The 18530-nt window shown below is 53.7% G+C and carries 17 protein-coding genes; 3 read left to right on the top strand and 14 right to left on the bottom strand.

Features of this window, described 5'->3' with window-relative positions; all coding sequences use genetic code 11:
- The 6 genes from IM294_RS14215 to rfaQ form a co-directional block, all read right to left on the bottom strand.
- Entirely contained in the window at window positions 1-771 is a 771-nt protein-coding gene (locus IM294_RS14215; RefSeq protein WP_126818392.1) for a glycosyltransferase family 2 protein, read from the bottom strand.
- Window positions 771-2045 carry a lipid IV(A) 3-deoxy-D-manno-octulosonic acid transferase gene (gene waaA / locus IM294_RS14210; RefSeq protein ID WP_028015020.1) on the bottom strand — a complete coding sequence of 425 codons (1275 nt, stop codon included), beginning with the start codon at window positions 2043-2045 and terminating at the stop codon, window positions 771-773. The genes IM294_RS14215 and waaA overlap by 1 nt, the downstream gene beginning before the upstream one ends.
- A 66-nt stretch (window positions 2046-2111) precedes the next feature.
- Entirely contained in the window at window positions 2112-3101 is a 990-nt protein-coding gene (locus IM294_RS14205) for a glycosyltransferase (protein WP_028015021.1), read from the bottom strand.
- Window positions 3102-3112: 11 nt separating this feature from the next.
- Window positions 3113-4213, bottom strand: a complete 1101-nt coding sequence (locus tag IM294_RS14200; RefSeq protein ID WP_126818393.1) for a glycosyltransferase — start codon at window positions 4211-4213, stop codon at window positions 3113-3115.
- 2 nt (window positions 4214-4215) lie between these two features.
- Window positions 4216-5343, bottom strand: a complete 1128-nt coding sequence (locus tag IM294_RS14195) for a glycosyltransferase family 4 protein (RefSeq protein ID WP_041911666.1) — start codon at window positions 5341-5343, stop codon at window positions 4216-4218.
- Complete coding sequence (rfaQ, locus tag IM294_RS14190; RefSeq protein ID WP_045260064.1) at window positions 5340-6410, bottom strand: putative lipopolysaccharide heptosyltransferase III; 1071 nt, start codon at window positions 6408-6410, stop codon at window positions 5340-5342. Before rfaQ ends, IM294_RS14195 begins: the two co-directional genes overlap by 4 nt.
- Before the next feature lie 150 nt (window positions 6411-6560).
- On the opposite strand from rfaQ, the gene IM294_RS14185 reads away from it, so the two are divergent.
- Entirely contained in the window at window positions 6561-7517 is a 957-nt protein-coding gene (locus IM294_RS14185; RefSeq protein WP_126818394.1) for a polysaccharide deacetylase family protein, read from the top strand.
- 24 nt (window positions 7518-7541) lie between these two features.
- On the opposite strand, the gene IM294_RS14180 is transcribed toward IM294_RS14185, so the two are convergent.
- Genes IM294_RS14180 through rfaD form a run of 6 tightly spaced genes read right to left on the bottom strand, consistent with a single transcriptional unit; the run spans window position 7542 to window position 13730 of the window.
- Window positions 7542-8756, bottom strand: coding sequence for an O-antigen ligase (locus IM294_RS14180; protein ID WP_126818395.1), 1215 nt, complete (start codon window positions 8754-8756; stop codon window positions 7542-7544).
- Window positions 8744-9652, bottom strand: coding sequence for a glycosyltransferase family 2 protein (locus IM294_RS14175; protein ID WP_126818396.1), 909 nt, complete (start codon window positions 9650-9652; stop codon window positions 8744-8746). Before IM294_RS14175 ends, IM294_RS14180 begins: the two co-directional genes overlap by 13 nt.
- Before the next feature lie 5 nt (window positions 9653-9657).
- The gene (locus IM294_RS14170; protein ID WP_126818397.1) at window positions 9658-10758 is read right to left on the bottom strand and encodes a glycosyltransferase family 9 protein; all 1101 of its coding nucleotides are present in this window, start codon (window positions 10756-10758) and stop codon (window positions 9658-9660) included.
- Between the two features lie 3 nt (window positions 10759-10761).
- Entirely contained in the window at window positions 10762-11745 is a 984-nt protein-coding gene (rfaC, locus tag IM294_RS14165) for a lipopolysaccharide heptosyltransferase RfaC (protein ID WP_063437265.1), read from the bottom strand.
- A 3-nt stretch (window positions 11746-11748) separates the two neighbouring features.
- Window positions 11749-12795 carry an ADP-heptose--LPS heptosyltransferase RfaF gene (rfaF, locus tag IM294_RS14160; RefSeq protein WP_126818398.1) on the bottom strand — a complete coding sequence of 349 codons (1047 nt, stop codon included), beginning with the start codon at window positions 12793-12795 and terminating at the stop codon, window positions 11749-11751.
- Window positions 12796-12797: 2 nt separating this feature from the next.
- The gene (gene rfaD, locus IM294_RS14155) at window positions 12798-13730 is read right to left on the bottom strand and encodes an ADP-glyceromanno-heptose 6-epimerase (RefSeq protein WP_041911658.1); all 933 of its coding nucleotides are present in this window, start codon (window positions 13728-13730) and stop codon (window positions 12798-12800) included.
- Between the two features lie 215 nt (window positions 13731-13945).
- Here rfaD and kbl point away from each other — a divergent pair, with 215 nt between their 5' ends.
- Entirely contained in the window at window positions 13946-15142 is a 1197-nt protein-coding gene (gene kbl, locus IM294_RS14150) for a glycine C-acetyltransferase (protein ID WP_045630245.1), read from the top strand.
- 9 nt (window positions 15143-15151) lie between these two features.
- Window positions 15152-16180, top strand: coding sequence for an L-threonine 3-dehydrogenase (gene tdh, locus IM294_RS14145; protein WP_006812404.1), 1029 nt, complete (start codon window positions 15152-15154; stop codon window positions 16178-16180).
- 26 nt (window positions 16181-16206) lie between these two features.
- Here the strand turns inward: tdh and IM294_RS14140 are convergent, their stop codons facing one another.
- A complete protein-coding gene (locus tag IM294_RS14140) occupies window positions 16207-17121 on the bottom strand; it encodes a hypothetical protein (protein WP_045260055.1) in 915 nt (304 codons plus the stop codon).
- A 15-nt stretch (window positions 17122-17136) separates the two neighbouring features.
- Window positions 17137-18342, bottom strand: coding sequence for a glycosyltransferase (locus IM294_RS14135; protein WP_063943271.1), 1206 nt, complete (start codon window positions 18340-18342; stop codon window positions 17137-17139).
- Window positions 18343-18530 lie beyond the last annotated feature (188 nt).

Below are 18530 nucleotides of genomic sequence, written 5' to 3'. Positions count from 1 at the left end.
TCACGTTTTCTCTGAGTAGCCGCGGCAGAGCGCCCACAGCTCGGTGTATTTGTTGAAAGTATACTGGGCATTCACTACCGCCAGTAACCAGCCCTGCTTACCATCCAGCACGCCGCCGCGCAGCAGCAGCGTTTTCAGAAACGCGCCCAGCGTGTGGGTGAAGATTCCTGTCAGCGAGGCCTTCTTGCCGCGCTGGTGGCGTTCCTGCGCCCATGCGGTGGCATAGTTGAGCTGCTTTTGCTGGAAGCTGGCGAAATCACGGCAGGTCAGATGCAGCAAATCACCCGTCAGGGGGATGACCTGGGCGCCGTCGCAGGCCAGTGACTCATGGACAAGATTGTCGTTGTACTGAAAGCGCCCGCGCTCGTAGAGGCGCATTACGCGATCCGGATACCAGCCGCTGTGGCGCATGAAGCGGCCAAGGAAGTAGTTACGACGCGCGATGCTGTATACGGCGCCAGGCTGGGGTGAGGAAAGCACCGCCTGAATGGCCTGCTGGAGTTCCGGGGTGACGCGCTCGTCGGTGTCGATCATCAGCACATAATCGCCCGTGGCGTGACCCTGCGCGCGCTGGCGCTGAATGCCGAAGCCCTGCCAGTCGGTATCGGTAAAGACTTTTGCGCCCGCAGCCCGGGCGATGTCCACCGTGTTGTCCGTGCTTCCGGAGTCGAGGATAACAATTTCGTCAGCCCAGGCGACGGAGGCCAGGCAGTCCGGAAGCAGGTCGGCGGCGTTTTTGGCGATCATGACGACCGACAGACGCGTAGACATTAGTGGCTCCGCTGAGGCAGATAAGGTTGCAGAAGCTGCAGCAGACGGGTGAGTGCGCCCTGGTTCTGGTGCAGCACTTCGACGGCGTGGCGACCGTACCACAGGCGGTAATCTTCATCCGTCAGAAGGGTCGATACTTCTTTGACGACCGAGTCCGCATCGGTCACGGTAATTAAACCATCGGCCTGCTGCAATTTAGCGCAGATATCTTTGAAGTTAAACGTGTGTGGACCCATCAACACAGGAATGGCGTGGGCTGCCGGCTCCAGCGGGTTATGGCCTCCGCGCTCCACCAGGCTGCCGCCAACAAAGGCGAGGTCAGCAATGCCGTAGAGCAGCATCAGTTCGCCCATCGTATCGCCAATCACCACCTGGGTACTGCCGGAAGGGATCTCTCCGCTGCTGCGCAGGGTGAAGCTGAAGCCGCCTTTCTGCACCATTTCGCGGGCATCTTTAAAACGTTCGGGGTGACGAGGCACCAGAATCAGCAGTAGGTCCGGGAAGGTTTCCAGCAGCTTACGGTGTGCCTGCAGGATAATCGCCTCTTCGCCCTCATGAGTACTGGTCGCTATCCAGACCTGGCGACGCGGAGCCCACTGGCGGCGCAGCGTGATGGCGCGGGCGGCCAGTTCAGGGGTAACGGAAATATCGAATTTCAGGCTGCCGGTCACGGCAAGCTGGTTGCGCTTCAGGCCCAGGGAGATAAAGCGCGCCGCGTCTTCTTCGTTCTGCGCGGCAATCAGCGTGATTTTGCTCAGCAGGCGGCGCATAAATTTGCCCAGCTTGCCGTAGCCTTTCGCCGAGCGCTCTGAAAGGCGCGCGTTGGCAATCACCAGCGGAATTTTACGGGCATGCAGAGCGGAAATCATGTTCGGCCACAGCTCGGTTTCCATCACGATCACCAGCTTCGGGCGAACGGTATTCAGGAAACGATTCATAGCGCAGGGCAGATCGTAAGGGAGGTAGACGTGATGAACGTCTTTGCCAAACGCGGATAACGCGCGCTCTGAGCCGGTTGGCGTCATGGTGGTGACGGTAATCGGCAGAGACGGGTAGCGGTGGCGCAGAGCGCGAACCAGCGGGATCGCCGCCAGCGTTTCACCGACAGAAACGGAATGCAGCAAAATACCGTCCGGGGCGACTTTATTGCGGCAAAAGCCATAGCGTTCAGCCCAGCGTTTACGATACGCAGGCGCTTTACGGCTACGAAGCAACAGTCTCAGCCACACCAGTGGCTGAATGATATAGAGCAGGGCGGTATACAACAATTCCAAGCGATTATCCGTCTTTTTAGTTTCGGCGGGCAAATTCTAAGCATTTAAGCCAGGTAAAGCTATCTCTTATGCCAGATACCGTTTTAAACGGAAGTAGCGTCGGCCCAGGCGCCAGCGCAAACGCGGGCTTTTGGCACTTTTCCAGATAAGCTTCCAGATCCCGGTGTCGAAGAACTCTTTGATAATCATTGTTTTCTTTGTCTCATCCTTCATGTTGTCGAAGGTATGAATGATCCCCAGCCCCTCTTTGGCGATTTGCCAGTGGCAGGCGGGGATATTTTTCACTTTATCCGGGTAACGCTGGTTAATGGCATCAAGCATCTGCAGGATTTTCATGTAGTGGCGCGCGGAGCGGATCAGCGTGTCGTCATTATCCGGCGTATGCGATACCGAGGCAGAGTGAATGTAGTAGTCATAAAAGCGTTCACTGGTGTACTGAACGCGCTCTGCGGCAAGCAGCACCTCGGTAGTCCACGGGATATCCTGATGGCGCAGGCCGGGTTCGAAATGGAAACTGTGTTTACGAATAAAATCGTGGCGATAGATATTAAGCCAGGTCACGTGCAGGAACTTACGTGAATCCAGCGCCATCTTTAACCATGCCGGGCCCGTCATAACGCCCGTTGAGGCGAGTTTATCCTCGGGGAAGATAGGTCGAGACGGTTTCTTATCATTTTCCCAGACGTAGTTGCCGTTGCAGGTGGCGACATCCAGATCCTGCGTGACGGCCATATCCAGCAGACGCTGGTACATGCCTGGTTTGAATACGTCATCAATATCCGGGAAAGAGAGATACTGACCGGTTGCAACGGCCAGGCCGGTATTTCGCGCAATGGAAACGCCCTGGTTTTGCTGTTCAATCACCTGCATCTGCGGCAGTTTTTCACGCCAGCTTTCGACGATCTGCATCGAGCGGTCAGTTGAGCCATCATTGACAATAATGACTTCCATGCTGTCGATGCGTTGATTCACAAGGCAGGTAAAGAACTGATCCAGAAAAGCTTCGCCGTTATAAACGGCAACCACCACGCTTAACAATGGCGCTGAATTTTGCATAAGAAACCTGATTATTTTTGATTGTCGACCAAAGCAATGTACTGCTGGCAAATGGCATTGATACCGAACGACGCAATCGTTGCATCGCCAACGACCGGCGGGGCGGTATAAATATCTACCAGGGTTTTTGCCAGTGACGCGTCATTTAGCTCTGCCAGCCCGCGCGCTAAGGCGCCGGTGAGGATTTCTGCGGGGCCACCCGGACAATTGGTACTGACCGGTGGCGTCTGGCAGATAATGGATTCCACCAGCACATTACCAAAACCTTCGCAGTCAGAACTTAACACTAAGAGGCGTGCCCCTTTAATCCAGGGGTAGGGATTGGAGTCGAAGGGACGGAAAACCGTCTTGTCTTCAATACCCAGGTCGCGGGCAAGCTGTTTGAGCTTTTGAATTTTGGCTTCGGAACCATTGCCCATCATGACAAGCGTAGTGTCGAGCCGGCTCTGTGCGAACGCGCGTAAAAGACGGTCGTGGCGTTTGTGTTCATGGAAGCGGCCGACATGGATGATGTAATCCTTCCCTTGCATCTCGAAGGGGGCATCCGCCAGACGCTGAATTTCAGGGATATCAAAAGGATTGTGGATAACCGCTTTACGCCGGAGTTTCAGAGCCAGGGTCTCGGAAAGGTCTTTCAGCACGGCGCCTGAGACGGCGACAACGTTTCGGTTTTCGTAGGTATGACGAATTTTAAGATGCTTAAACCAGCGCGAAAGCCCGCTGCGATGGCGAAGATAGGAGAAAGAGAACATGCCATGCACGCAGAACCAGACTTTTTCACGCTCCAGCGCGCGGCAGTGCGCCACAATGCGGTCAGTTTTGTGCAGATGAGAGAACACAACGTCAAATTTTCCGCTGCGCTCAGCCCGCTCAATCGCCTGATCCAGCAGGCGGGCTCGGCGTGGGATCTCCGTCAGCTTGCGCCACGGTTTTTTGCAGGTATCCTGAACCACCTGATAATCAATGCCTTCCGGGATGGCGTAATCACACACTTTCCGCAGAGAGAAAAGGGAGACCTGATGCCCCATTTCCGTTAATCCGCTGGAAAGTGTAAGAACTGTTTTTTCAGCTCCCCCACCGGGTAAACCATCAATAATCATTAGGATGCGCATTTTTAATCCAGTAATTTTTGATAAAGCGAAATAAGCTGACTTGACAGTTTTTCGGGGGTGGCGTCTTTTACCCGTTCACGTGCCGCTTGCCCCATCGTGTTATTTTTTCCCAGAGAAGGAGTGGCTGCAATTGCCTCCTTCAATGTGTTGATATCCAGGGCGTCACAATAAAATCCGTTCTGGCCTTGCTGAATAAATTCAGCGCCTCCGCAACTCTCTGAAGTAATGACGGGCAAGCCGCAGGCCATCGCTTCAAGAATGACGTTTGGAAAGGGATCATACAGCGTTGGCAACAGTAAACCATCGGATAGCTGATAAAAAGGCAGCGTTTCTTTCTGCATTCCCAGGAAACGGATTTGCCCTTCGCAGCCCAATGAACGGGCGAGGTCACGATAACGATGTTCTGCTTTATCCTGTCCAACCACAATCAGCCAGGCTGAAGTTCCTGCGATAGCGCGTATGGCGCTGGCCAATCCTTTTCGTTCAAATCCCGATCCTACAAAACAGAACACCACGGCATCGGCTGGCAAACCAAATTGCTGACGCAGCGCGGCACGCTGTGCTTCCTGGGCTGGAACGAAGCGGCTGGAATCAATTGAATTATAAATCACATGGATCTTTTTTGCGTCAATATCAAAGTCTTCGACGATTTCGCGTTTGATCATCTCCGCATTACAGATAACCGCTTTCAGCTCTGGCGCCTGGTACATTTCACGCTCGGCGTGCATCACGTAGCGGTGATAGCGGTCGACCATCAGCATTTTCGCGCGCCAGGCGGGCAGGATGCGCGCACGCTGTAGCAGCCAGCGGCGATGAACGCCATCGCCAGCGCGGTAGATATCACAGCCCGGAATCCGCTCGTGGCTTTGCACAATATCAAACTGCTGTTGCTGCCACAGCGCGCGGGCAGCATGGGCAAACCCGCGTTCGCGGCTAATTCGGCCCCATTTGCGCGGGTCGCAAATATGGATATGCCAGTCGTCCTGTCTCTCGCCCTGCCATTCACGCGTAATGACGTTGAGTTCAAGATTCTGATTGCTCAGCGCGGTGAGCGCACGTGAAACGAAGCGCTCCGCTCCGCCATCAGGGCGATACTTTTGGCGAACAATCGCCAGACGATGGTGTTTCATGACAAATATCTCCTTGCAGCGGAGACGACAGCATCAACAGGAATGGCGTCGAGATAGCGTTCTTTCGTTTTGGTATCAATAGCGTCGGGATCGGGAAGGGGACCGTAGTCGCCAGCCCAGATGACTTCACCGTTGACTTGCCATGGAGACCAAAACGTCAGTTTGGAAGGGCCAAACAGCGCCACGCAGGGCGTCTGCAGCGCGGCGGCCATATGCATCGGAACGGAGTCAACGCCAATAAAAAGACACGCGTGGTCGATGAGTGAGGCCAGCTGGCGCAACGTTAGCTGTCCCGCCAGCGAGACGACCCCCGTTTTCGGTGAGGCGGCGAGTATGCGATCTATCATCGCCAGCTCTTTTTTATCCGGCCCGGCCGTGAGTACAACGGTATGCCCATCCTGCTGCAGCGCGGTGATGGTTTGCGCCATTTTGCTTTCATCCCAGCATTTGAAGAACCAGCGTGATGTCGGCTGAATGACGATGTAGTTATCGCCCACTCCTTTTTGCACCAGTTGCTGGTGGGCGTGGTGCCAGTCTTCTGCGCTGTAGGCCATGGTAACAGCTGGCTCAGGCGCGACCTGTAATGGTGACAGAATGGAGAGATTTTGTTCGACGGTGTGCAGGGATTTGTGATTTGCAACAGAGACTAAATCGCTATGACAGAAACGCCAGAATGGATTGTTGCGTTTGTTAAAGGCGAATCCGAGGCGAACCGGCGCACCAGTGAAACGGGTGACGATAGCGCTACGCCACTGATCGGCAAGATTTATCACCAGATGATAATGTTGCTTTCGTAACGCGCAGAGTAACTGCCACTCCTTTTGAAGGTGCTTTAGCGTGCCCAGCTGCTTCCATTTACGATCGATTCCATAAATAGTGCCAATCGTCGGGTGCGCGGCGAGCATATCGCGCGTTTCTTCATACAACAGCACGTCAATTTGCGCTTGTGGCCATTTTTGACGTAATGAATCAATGACGGGGGTGGTCAATAACATATCGCCATGATGGCGGAGTTTGATCAGTAGAATGCGCAAATCAGGCGTGTCAGGTAAGTTATTCATCATCATCTTATCGGCGTTGTACTGTTGGCAATTCTAATAGACCTGGTAGCGACTTGCACTCTTTCTCCATAATCTCAGGAATTTCCCAGGAAGGGTTTACTCAGGCTTTGGAGAGTGCGTAACATAGCGCTAACTTCCCTGTCATGCGGACTCATTATGAAAAAACCAGCGTTTATCATCACGATTGATACTGAGGGCGATAATCTCTGGGAGAATCACCGCGTCATTAAAACGGAAAATGCGCGCTATCTGGCCCGGTTCCAGGCCCTCTGTGAGCGTTTTGGTTTTAAGCCCGTATGGCTGACAAACTATGAGATGGCAATCGAGCCCGTTTTCATTGAATTCGCCAGGGACGCGATCGCTCGCGGTCAGGGGGAGGTGGGTATGCACCTTCATGCATGGAATAGCCCACCTGAGCACGATCTCACGGGAGATGACTGGCGCTGGCAACCGTATCTGATTGAATTTTCAGACGAGGTGATGCGTGAGAAAGTGCTGTTCATGACCCGTCTGCTGGAAGAAACATTCCAGACCAAAATGCTGAGCCACCGCGCCGGGCGTTGGGCATTTGATAGCCGCTATGCAAAATTGCTCGTTGAACTGGGCTACCAGGTTGATTGCTCCGTGACGCCACGCGTGAACTGGCGCAATGCGAAAGGTGCTCCGCAGGGCAATGGCGGAACGGATTATCAGCATTTCCCCGACCACGCCTATTTTATGGATTTAGATACTATTTCCCAGGCGGGAAATAGCCCCTTACTCCAAGTGCCGATGAGCATTCAGTATAAACATCCGGCCTGGTTGAACACGATCAAACAGGGATACGATCGGCTTCGCGGGAAATACCGCTCTCCGTCCGTAAACTGGTTGCGACCGTCCGGCGGCAATGCGGCGCAGATGATTCAGGTCGCGCAGCAGTGCCTGTCGCGGGGACAGGATTATGTGGAGTTTATGCTTCACTCGTCTGAATTTATGCCAGGCGGAAGTCCGACCTTTAAAGATGAGGCGGCGATTGAAGGGTTATATCGGGATTTAGAAGCGCTTTTTAGCTGGCTATCCGATAAGACGGTGGGGATGACGCTGGCGGAGTTTTATCAATACAAGAAAAAATAATGCCCGGCTGGCGGGCATTATCTCTTATTGATGTTGTCTGGTTTGCGATAAAGGAGTACTCAATGCAAACAGAGTAACAAAGAATATTAGGGCTTCTGAGCTCAATAAAATGACGTCTGTCAGGCCATAGAGTAATAAAAGAAGCATCGTTGTCAGCAGCAGGCCATTTCGGTTTTTAAGCGCGTAAGCGATCATCGAAACGAAGAAAAAGAGTAATATCGCCAGACCCGGAAGCCCTTGCAGAGAGTATTTTTCGATAAATTCATTGTGTAGGTGTATTTTTAAATAGCCAAGTGCAGTGATTAGATTAGGATGTCCATCATTAATATAATGTTGCGTCCAGAAATATCTTTCTTCTAATGATTGCCCTAGTGGATGTGCAAGCCCGTTTTGAATACCTACATTCCACATGGTAAAACGAGAGCCAAGTGAGGTGCCGTCTACTCCGCTTTCATATTTCTCAAGCTCAGCCTGTACTTGCATAATCTTGGGTGAAATTAATGGTTTGTAACTAACGACAACTACACCTGCCACAATACATAAAAAAATCAGCGTTGATTTCAGATGAATTCTTCTGAAGTGGTAGAGCGTGAGTACAATCGCAAGGAGCAAATATAATCCCATTGCAGCACGCGTCCCCGTTAAAAGAATAACGAAGTAAGATATTAAGATGGTAAGACCCGCGACTACATACAGTTTTCTGTTTTTTTGAAGATAAAGGCTGTATACCAGCGCCAGTGACAGTACGGAGTAAACATAGGCAGACACGGTGGCGCGATTGATGGCCATCTCTATACGTGCCATACCCTGCGTCGCCTGCCATAAGCCATATCCCGTGGCGAGGACAAACCCTGTACCTGCCGCGTACAGGAAGTACTTCTGGAAAGCGCTTTTATCGACGTAAGTTTTAAACCGGTCAAGATAGAAAACGAGAATGCTCGCTAATATCAGTTTCTTACTGGCACCCAGATAATCGCTGTAAGCGTTTAAACCTTCGCTATGATATTCGTACACCATATACCAGACAAGATTGAGTAGCCCAATCAGCAATATGGGGAGCGCGATTGAAAAGGGGCGCAGGGTGATTTTTTTATATTCGCAAGCTAAGCCGATAATGCTGGCATAAACCGCAATATAGAAAAATTCGCGTTGTTTACCTGAGCTCAGCAGCGCCAGTGCAAACGAAATGAGGCTCAAAATCAGCGTCAGCTGATAGAGCCGCAGTTTTACTTTTTCCATAATGCCTCAATGACCCTTTTTTTGTAGCTGAAACGTACATCTCTGGAGAAGAAAAAAGAGAAAGAATAAAGTGCATTTACCCGCGCCTTAACCAGTTTGAGCTGCAGGTCGGTCAGATATTGTCGGTGATTACTGTAAATATCAAACCAGTGGCAATTAATAAGATGCTTAAATGATTGCGGGAATGTATTTTCCATCTGTAGCGTACATTCAATCAGCGTGGCGATTTTACTGGCGTCAAGACGGCTCGACAAACTGTCGCTGCGTTTGATGTAAAAATAGTGTCCCTGACGCTGAAAGAAGATTTTACGCGATTGCCTCAGCATGCCGGGAAATACCGCGAAATCTTCATAGCAGACCATAGACGGGATCGGGTTGCTTGCATACAGCTTGCGGTGGATGAATTGCCCGATGAGATGCGCCTGAAAATCTTTGTGCTGCAGGAAACGCTTTATTGCATCATTTTGCGATAATGAGACGGGCGTGAATCCCTGCCAGGCGGAGGTGATTTTCCGCATATCGCGTATTTCCAGCAGGCGCGTCAGCAACATATCAGGACGCTCTGCTTTCAGGAAGGCGACGGCATCCCGGATGCTACCCGGCTTTAACAGATCGTCGCTATCAAGCATCGTGATGTAATCGCCTGACGCCAGCGAGACTGCGCTGTTTCGAACATGCCCTACGTTACGGTACTCAACGTATTGGCATTGCGCATGCGGAAGCTTTGGCAACCACGCCTCAATAATAACCTGTGTGGAATCGTTGGAACTGTCATTAATGATAATAACTTCTACATCATCGCCTGCATTCTCAATCGCGTTTTGCAGACTTTCCAGTGTGGCGTGAAGCGTGTTTTCGGCATTATGTGCGGCAATAATGATGCTGAGAAAAGCCATAGTAATTAGTTTCCCTGAGCATCAAAGGCAGATTTTGCTGTTGGTAGACCGCAAATGAAATGTTTGAGTTCGTCCAGCGATTCATCTGTTACCGCGAAGAGTTCTTCCCGGCCTTGCGAGAAATAATAACGAGTTTCAAAAACATACGAGCAAATATTGTCATCGTTGCCAATCAGCAACACGTTGCCAAGCGGGCGCTGCTCGTAGTGACAGCACGGACCGAACAGTAAGACGACCGGTACGCCAACCGCATCGGCGATGTAGACATTCCCCGAGTCGGAGGCGATATAACAATCCATTTTAGAAATTGCCCACGGAAGCTCTTCAAGCGAGATCTTGCCAATCAGATTAATAAAGTTGGGCAGTTCACCGTAAGCGCGGGTGATGTCATCCATCCAGGACTGTTCATTTGGGGCGCCAAAGACATAAAACTCGCAGGGCAGGTCGGCGAGACGATCGGCAATTTGCTTCCAGATGACAGGCGGAACGGTTTTGGCTTTATTCCCGGCGGCGATACTGATGCCAATGCGGACCGCGCCGGGTTTATCAAGGATCGCCGGATAAGTCGCGGGTTTAAACAGTGGCTTTGTGGCGTGCTTTGGAGAGTCTTGCCAGGTCAGAGCGCGGTCGGCCAGCTTAAGATAGTCAGTGACTGTTAACGTTTTTCTACCGTGGTCAACCGTACCATCGGCCGTTGAATAGAAAATCCCGTGATACCACCTGCGCGTGTAAGTGCTTAAAAATTGCTTATTTTTGGCGTTACAAACGGAGGCGAAAAAAAGATTCACGCTGTTAGGCTGCAGAAGGTAGACGTTGTCATAGCGGTTCATGATCCTGCAGGCGAAACAGAGCTTACGCCACAGGTTACGCTTATGCTGCTCAATAAAATAAATCTCTTCGACCGTCTCGTCATGCTTCGCCAGCGCACCCACGCTGCGGCTGATGAGCACGTCGCTTTTTTGCAGCCAGGCCAGAAGAGGCGTTGCATTAACAAAATCACCGATTTTGGCTGTCTGAATGACCAGGTTTTTCCCTGTCTCTTTGCGCAACAGCTTCCGGATAAGCTTCACCGGAAAGAGTAAAATCAGCAGAAATACGTAACTCATGGGTTAAATATCCCTGTTGGAAAGCCAACGGCTGCCCTGTAAAAATGAAAAAATCGCATCTGCGCTGATATCCTTCGTTTGCTGAGTCGGGCTGACCATCTGATGCTGGTTTTTGCCATAGCCCCCGATCAGGCCGGGATCGGTCGGGCCAAAAAGGGTGATATTTGGGCGATCCAGCGCCGCGGTTAAATGGCTTAAACCCGTATCCACGGAAACAACGGCGTTAGCGCCTGCCAGCTCTGCGGCAACCTGCGCCAGCGTGAGTTTAGGTAACACCTCGACGTGGGAAAAGCCTGCTGCCAGACGCGCCGCACGCTGCCGCTCATGCTCAGCGCCCCACGGGAGTTTAATATGGATACCGGAGGGTTGCATTAGTTCAATCAGCCTTCGCCAGTGTGTTTCCGGCCAGTGCTTATCGTCGCGCGTTGTGGCATGCAGAAAGACAAGATAAGGCTGAGCACAGGGATCTGTATTGCGCAAAAAGTGCTGCGCAATGGCGTAGTCGCCCTGCGCTTCCGGTTTCGCATAGCCGAGGCTTTTCGCAAACAGCTCGCGGGTGCGTTCTACGGCGTGCTGCTGCTTTGCGATGTGGTGGCGGCGGTTATAGAACAGACTCGCCAGCGGTTCGCGGGCGGTGTGCCAGTCCATGCCGTGCTTTACGCCGTGCGCCAGACGCGTGACCAGTGCCGCGCTTTTCACCAGCCCCTGCGCGTCGATAATCGCGTCGTAACGCTGCGCCTGCACCGTTTCACGGAAGGCTTTACGCTCGGCTTTAATCGGCGCGGAGAACCACGCTTTGCGCCAGCGGCGAATCGCGACCGGGATCACGCGGTCAACCGCTTCATGCCAGGTGGGGATCTGCGCGAAGCCTTCTTCTACCACCCAGTCAAAACGGATGCCGGGAATGGTCCGCATCGCGTCCGTCAGTGACGGTAGCGTATGCAGCACATCACCCATTGAGGAGGTTTTAACGATCAATACCCGCATCCGTTATCCTTCTTCGCTCAACAGCAGTTCGTTGAGCTCTTCGAGAACGCGCTGCGGCGTTATGTCGATCAGGCTCTGATGGTAACCTTCAGCGGCATCGCCTTTGCGTACCTTGTGGTAGCCGGTGATCAAACGGATTACGCGCGCTTTGTGCGACAGCGGCGGCGTGAAGTCTGGGCTGCTTGGGCCATACAGCGCAACCAGCGGACGATCCAGCGCGGCGGCGACGTGCATCAGGCCAGAGTCATTGCTGACCACGGCCTTACAGGCGGCAATCAGGATAACCGCCTGCTCAAGCTGCGTTTCTCCAGCCAGGTTGCGGCACCAGGCCTGTTGCTCGGTGCTCAGCGTGGCGAGAATTTCGTTGCCCGCCTCGTGATCCTTCGCCGAGCCAAACAGCACAATCTGGTAGCCTTCGTCGATCAGCTGTTTCGCCAGCTCTGCATAGTGGTAGTGCGGCCAGCGTTTTGCCGGGCCAAATTCTGCGCCGGGGCAGAAGCCAATCATTGGGCGTTCGGACGAAAGGCCAAACGCGTTGCAGGTGTGGGATTTCTCCCCCTCGTTCACCTGAAGCTGCGGCCACAGTAGCGGCTGCGGCAGATCTTTCGCGCTGCGCATGACGCATTTGTCGTAGGCCAGCGCCACGTAGCGCTCCACCATCAGCGGCCAGGCTTCTTTATCCAGCACCCTGGCATCGTTCAGCAGGCCGTAGCGCATTTCGCCGCGCCAGCCGGTACGGTGCGGGATGCCTGCAAAGAAGGGCACAAGGGCGGATTTGAAGGAGTTAGGCAGCACGTACGCACGGTCATAGCGCTTCTCGCGCAGGCTATGACCGAGTTTGCGGCGTTCACCGATTTCCAGCGCCCCGTGGCCGAGCGGCATCGGGATCGCCTCGTTTACTTCCGGCATACGCGATAACAGCGGACGGCACCATGCGGGTGCCATCACGTCGATTATCGCCTGGGGATAACGCGCCTTGAGCGTGCGATAGAGACTTTGCGACATCATCATGTCGCCCACCCATGACGGGCCGATCACCAGAATCTTCATACTTACGCGTCGCGGTTCAGCCAGGCCATATATTCCGTTACGCCTTCGGCAACGGTCTTGAACGGTTTGTCGTAGCCCGCGGCGCGCAGGTTGGTCAGGTCGGCCTGCGTGAACGCCTGGTAGCGGCCTTTCAGCTTATCCGGGAACGGAATGTACTCGATGCTGCCTTTTTTATGGTACGCCAGCGTGGCGTCAGCCACCGCCTGGAAGGACTCTGCGCGGCCCGTGCCCAGGTTGAAAATGCCGGAGACGCCGTTTTCCAGGAACCACAGGTTTACGGCTGCAACGTCGCCTACGTAGACGAAGTCACGCTTGAAGCCGTCGCTGCCTTCGAACAGTTTCGGGCTTTCACCGTTATTCAACTGGGTGTTCAGGTGGAACGCCACGCTCGCCATGCTGCCCTTGTGCCCTTCGCGCGGCCCGTAAACGTTGAAGTAGCGGAAGCCGACAATCTGTGAGTTCGCTTCCGGCAGGATCTGACGCACGTACTCGTCAAACAGGAACTTGGAGTAGCCGTAGACGTTCAGCGGCTGCTCGTATTCGCGGGATTCGATAAAGTCCGAGGTGCGCCCGCCGTAGGTTGCCGCGGAAGAGGCATACAGGAACGGAATTTCACGCTCCAGGCAGTAGTGCAGGATCTCTTTAGAGTACTGATAGTTGTTATCCATCATGTACTTGCCGTCCCACTCGGTGGTGGAAGAGCACGCACCTTCGTGGAAGATGGCTTCGATCTCGCCGAACTCTTCACCCGCCATAATCTGGATAAGGAAGTCTTCTTTATCCATGTAGTCAGCGATGTTCAGATCCACCAGGTTAACGAACTTGGTGCCGTCTTTCAGGTTGTCCACCACCAGAATGTCGGTGATGCCCTTATCATTGAGGGCCTTAATAATGTTGCTGCCGATAAAGCCCGCGCCGCCGGTAACGATGATCATAACTGTAACCTTTGAAGTGTTGAGCCCGGGGACAATCCCGGACGCTAATATTCATATCATATCATCACAATGCCCGGTCTTCAGCCATTCACCGATATGCAGCAGGGGTACACGTGATTTATGCTGCAAAAACGAGAAGAGATACGGCGTCATCTCGTCATGAACTATAGGTTTGGGTAATATGTGCCAAAATTTGCCGAGTCTGGAGAATTGCAATGCGTGGTGATTTTTACAAACAGTTAAACAGCGACCTCGACACCGCACGTGCGGAAGGGTTGTTCAAAGAAGAGCGTATTATCACGTCTGCCCAGCAGGCGGATATCACCGTTGCCGACGGCAGCCATGTGATCAACTTTTGCGCGAACAACTACTTAGGTCTTGCGAATCACCCTGAGCTGATTGCCGCCGCGAAAAACGGCATGGACACCCACGGCTTCGGCATGGCCTCCGTGCGCTTCATCTGCGGTACCCAGGATAGCCACAAGCAGCTTGAGCAAAAGCTGGCAAACTTCCTCGGAATGGAAGACGCGATTCTGTACTCCTCCTGCTTCGACGCCAACGGCGGTCTGTTTGAAACCCTGCTCGGCGCAGAAGATGCGATTATCTCCGACGCCCTGAACCACGCCTCCATCATCGACGGTGTTCGCCTGTGTAAAGCGAAGCGTTTCCGCTACGCCAACAACGACATGGTTGAGCTGGAAGCGCGGCTCAAAGAGGCACGCGAAGCGGGTGCCCGCCACGTACTGATCGCGACCGACGGCGTGTTCTCCATGGACGGCGTGATCGCCAACCTGAAAGGCGTGTGCGACCTGGCGGATAAATACGACGCGCTGGTGATGGTGGATGACTCTCACGCGGTCGGTTTTGTCGGCGAAAATGGCCGAGGTTCCCACGAATACTGCGACGTGATGGGCCGCGTGGATATCATCACCGGTACGCTGGGCAAAGCGCTCGGTGGCGCGTCCGGCGGCTATACCGCTGCGCGCAAAGAGGTGGTTGAGTGGCTGCGTCAGCGCTCCCGTCCGTATCTGTTCTCCAACTCCCTGGCGCCAGCCATTGTGGCCGCTTCTATCAAAGTGCTGGAGATGGTGGAGTCCGGCGCCGAGCTGCGCGACCGTCTGTGGTCTAACGCCCGTCTGTTCCGTGAAAAAATGAGCGCCGCAGGGTTCACCCTGGCCGGCGCTGACCACGCGATCATTCCTGTGATGCTGGGCGACGCAGTTGTGGCGCAGCAGTTTGCCCGCGAACTGCAGAAAGAAGGAATTTACGTCACCGGGTTCTTCTTCCCGGTGGTACCAAAAGGTCAGGCGCGTATCCGCACCCAGATGTCTGCGGCGCATTCGCCTGAACAAATTGAGCGTGCGGTGGAAGCCTTTACCCGCATCGGCAAACAGCTGGGCGTAATTGCCTGAGGACGTGTGATGAAAGCGTTATCCAAACTGAAAGCGGAAGAAGGGATTTGGATGACCGACGTGCCGGAGCCGGAAGTCGGTCATAACGATCTGCTGATCAAAATTCGTAAAACCGCCATCTGCGGTACTGACGTTCACATCTACAACTGGGATCAGTGGTCGCAAAAAACCATTCCTGTCCCAATGGTTGTCGGTCACGAATATGTTGGTGAAGTGGTCGGCATCGGCCAGGAAGTCAAAGGCTTTAGCATTGGCGATCGCGTCTCTGGTGAAGGCCATATTACCTGCGGTCACTGCCGCAACTGCCGTGGCGGTCGCACCCACCTGTGCCGCAACACCGTCGGCGTGGGCGTAAATCGTCCGGGCTGCTTCGCGGAATACCTGGTGATCCCGGCGTTTAACGCCTTCAAAATCCCGGACAATATCTCTGACGATTTGGCCTCCATCTTCGACCCGTTCGGCAACGCGGTACACACTGCGCTCTCCTTCGACCTGGTCGGTGAAGACGTGCTGGTTTCCGGCGCCGGCCCAATCGGCATTATGGCGGCAGCCGTGGCGAAGCACGTGGGTGCGCGCAACGTGGTGATCACCGACGTGAATGAATACCGCCTGTCGCTGGCGCGCAAAATGGGCGTCACCCGCGCGGTGGATGTCTCGAAAGAGAGCCTGACCGACGTGATGGAAGAGTTGGGTATGACCGAAGGCTTTGACGTCGGCCTGGAGATGTCCGGCGCGCCGCCGGCGTTCCGCACGATGCTGGACACCATGAACCACGGTGGCCGTATCGCGATGCTGGGCATTCCGCCGTCAGATATGTCCATCGACTGGAACAAAGTCATCTTCAAAGGGCTGTTCATCAAGGGCATCTATGGCCGCGAGATGTTCGAAACCTGGTACAAGATGGCAGCGCTGATCCAGTCCGGCCTGGATCTGTCCCCGATTATCACTCACCGTTTCTCCATCGATGAGTTCCAGCAGGGCTTCGACGCGATGCGTTCCGGTCAGTCAGGGAAAGTGATCCTGAGCTGGGATAAGTAATAAAAAAGGGGCCAGCGGCCCCTTTTTTACTGATTCTTTTTCTCTTCGTCCGTCAGGTAGCGCACCTTGCGGGTATAGTCCTGCCCTTTGAACAGCAATTTGTTATCCGGAGATTCCAGATACTTCTGCCATTCGGAAAGCGGGAAACCCCCGTGCGCGCCAATCACCTCTTTCGGCACAACGGCTTCCTGTCCGCCGATCTTCTTGGATACAGGCCAGTTCATCCAGTCGCCCAGGTTAACCGTTTTAACATCCAGCATGTCCAGCAGCGCAGCGAGCGGCAGCTGATCGGTCGGCGGCTGGGTATCGTCCATCAGCTCCCAGGTATCCTGGAACAGCGTCAGCCACAGCGGGCAGATGCGACGCCAGGTCTTTTTGGTTGCGGCAAGAAACGCGCCGTTAACGTGGTCGACCAGATACGGGCGCACCGTTTCTTTGTAATATGCCGGCACTTTTTCTGCGGGGGCGCCGTCCAGCTTGGCGATCATTTTGCCCTGACGGAAGCTGGAGTAGATGTGCATATCGGCCATGTTGATCTGGGGCATCTTCAGCAGGTTGAGATCGGAGTCGATCATCAATACGCCTTCTCCGCGCGCCTGAAGCGGAGCGTTAAGCTTCACCAGACGGCTGAGGTAGATTTGCTTATAGCGGTACCCCTCTTCACGTTTTGGCAGCGTGAGGGTCACAACGCGGGTTTTTGGCGGCAGCTCGCCGAAAGCGGATTCAGGCTGATCGCTGACGATAACAATCTCGCTGACGTCGGTGGCGTAACGCTCTGCAAAGGTCGCTGATAATAACGCCTCTTCGACGAAATCCGCGCCCGTACAAGGGATCACGATGGAATCAACCGCAACGAGATCGCGCGTGACCGGAAGGGAAGCGTACGGAATGTTATGACGCCCGGTAATGTGGCGGTAGCGAGCATTCAGGAATTTAAACATGTTCTTCTCGTTTGGTTATTGCGCGCCAAGAACGGCCTCGACACCGTTAACATAGCTTTCAATGGCATACACGTTGCAGACATTCTGGTGCGCGGCTGCGGCGAGCCGGGCGCGCAGAGCAGGATCCTGCCAGATATTATCCAGATGTTGAGCAAGTTGCGACACATCGCTCCACGGGAACAGCAGCCCGGTCGACTCATGGTCGATCAATTCTGCCGTGCCGGTTACCTTTGAGCCAATCACCGGGATGTTCAGCAGCATTGCCTCCAGCACGACGCGGGGCAAACCTTCGCTCTTCGAAGCCAGAATAAACGCGTCAAAGGTGGCGAGATAGTCAAAAGGCGTGTTCTGGAAACCGGTAAAAATGATGTGCTCAGCAATCCCCAGCGCGTCAGCCTGCGCCGTCAGCGCGCCGCGTTCAGCCCCTTCACCGACCAGCACCATCTTCCATTTTGCCTGCGGGTGCTTCTGGCTGAACTGGGCCAGCGCCTCCAGAGTATGGTGGTTGGACTTGCGAGGGATAAGCGAGCCAATGCTGCCGAACACAAAGGTGTCGTCATCAATGTTCAGACGCTGGCGCATGGCGCGTCGGTCGGGCAAAGGCTGGTGGATGTCGATGGCGTTGTTGACCGTGGTACACAGCTCGGGCCGGACGCCATGCTGAAGAAGCACGCGTTCAACGCCGTGCGAAACCGCGATGATTTTTGTGGCATGTGCGTTGACCAGCTTCACCAGCGGCGGGGTCAATACAGGTTCAATGCGACAGTGCTGAATCAACCGCGCCTGCAGTTTCGCTGCCGCGAGATAGCCTTCCTCATTTGAGCCGGGTTGGTTATTCATATAGAGCGTATCGAAACCGCCCTCCATGAAAAGCGTCTCGATTTTGCTGACGTTAGGCCTGATTCGCCACAGGATATCCACGTAACGAGTCAATGCCTTACGGGCGCTGCGTGAGAAAAAAAGCAGGCTACGTCCCGCTTCCTTCAGTAATTTGGCCCAGAGCGGCTGCTGACGCTGAGGGATCACGATGAGCGGGATCCCGATGCTGTTGAGCACCTGACCAATCGTCTCACCTTCAGCGCGGCTATAATCACTGTAAAAACAACACGTAATATCGAATTTATCGCGATTGATCCGCTTCAGGAGCTCAAGCATACTGTTGGTGCCTCCCCCCCATTCTTTACCCGTATCCAGGAGGAGAATTTTACTTTTGTGCGGCATGTCTGAATCCGTGTGCTACCCTTCATCTGACTGCATTATAAAGAATCTGTTGAAATAAAATAGATTTTTCTATTTTATTGCGCTTCAGAATTAGACAAAACGTCATACGTGCTTATTTGAAAAGTGTGATTCAGGACTTTAATCATCTCTACTCATTTATATAGTATTAATCATATTCATTTATGCTG

This window comes from Enterobacter cloacae complex sp. P43RS (assembly GCF_014930585.1).
In the GTDB taxonomy this organism is placed as follows: Bacteria; Pseudomonadota; Gammaproteobacteria; order Enterobacterales; family Enterobacteriaceae; genus Enterobacter; species Enterobacter bugandensis.
The sequence above is the reverse complement of the archived record's forward strand: the minus strand, read 5'-3'. Positions and strand labels throughout refer to the sequence as shown.

What these genes read in the sequence shown, in the direction of transcription:
- IM294_RS14200 (WP_126818393.1), bottom strand. Translation starts at nt 4,213, where the DNA reads ATGCGCATCCTAATGATTATTGATGGTTTACCCGGTGGGGGAGCTGAA.
- IM294_RS14140 (WP_045260055.1), bottom strand. Translation starts at nt 17,121, where the DNA reads ATGTTTAAATTCCTGAATGCTCGCTACCGCCACATTACCGGGCGTCAT.
- rfaC (WP_063437265.1), bottom strand. Translation starts at nt 11,745, where the DNA reads ATGCGGGTATTGATCGTTAAAACCTCCTCAATGGGTGATGTGCTGCAT.
- IM294_RS14185 (WP_126818394.1), top strand. Translation starts at nt 6,561, where the DNA reads ATGAAAAAACCAGCGTTTATCATCACGATTGATACTGAGGGCGATAAT.
- IM294_RS14175 (WP_126818396.1), bottom strand. Translation starts at nt 9,652, where the DNA reads ATGGCTTTTCTCAGCATCATTATTGCCGCACATAATGCCGAAAACACG.
- IM294_RS14135 (WP_063943271.1), bottom strand. Translation starts at nt 18,342, where the DNA reads ATGCCGCACAAAAGTAAAATTCTCCTCCTGGATACGGGTAAAGAATGG.
- IM294_RS14170 (WP_126818397.1), bottom strand. Translation starts at nt 10,758, where the DNA reads ATGAGTTACGTATTTCTGCTGATTTTACTCTTTCCGGTGAAGCTTATC.
- rfaQ (WP_045260064.1), bottom strand. Translation starts at nt 6,410, where the DNA reads ATGATGATGAATAACTTACCTGACACGCCTGATTTGCGCATTCTACTG.
- IM294_RS14205 (WP_028015021.1), bottom strand. Translation starts at nt 3,101, where the DNA reads ATGCAAAATTCAGCGCCATTGTTAAGCGTGGTGGTTGCCGTTTATAAC.
- IM294_RS14180 (WP_126818395.1), bottom strand. Translation starts at nt 8,756, where the DNA reads ATGGAAAAAGTAAAACTGCGGCTCTATCAGCTGACGCTGATTTTGAGC.
- rfaD (WP_041911658.1), bottom strand. Translation starts at nt 13,730, where the DNA reads ATGATCATCGTTACCGGCGGCGCGGGCTTTATCGGCAGCAACATTATT.
- rfaF (WP_126818398.1), bottom strand. Translation starts at nt 12,795, where the DNA reads ATGAAGATTCTGGTGATCGGCCCGTCATGGGTGGGCGACATGATGATG.
- kbl (WP_045630245.1), top strand. Translation starts at nt 13,946, where the DNA reads ATGCGTGGTGATTTTTACAAACAGTTAAACAGCGACCTCGACACCGCA.
- IM294_RS14195 (WP_041911666.1), bottom strand. Translation starts at nt 5,343, where the DNA reads ATGAAACACCATCGTCTGGCGATTGTTCGCCAAAAGTATCGCCCTGAT.
- tdh (WP_006812404.1), top strand. Translation starts at nt 15,152, where the DNA reads ATGAAAGCGTTATCCAAACTGAAAGCGGAAGAAGGGATTTGGATGACC.
- IM294_RS14215 (WP_126818392.1), bottom strand. Translation starts at nt 771, where the DNA reads ATGTCTACGCGTCTGTCGGTCGTCATGATCGCCAAAAACGCCGCCGAC.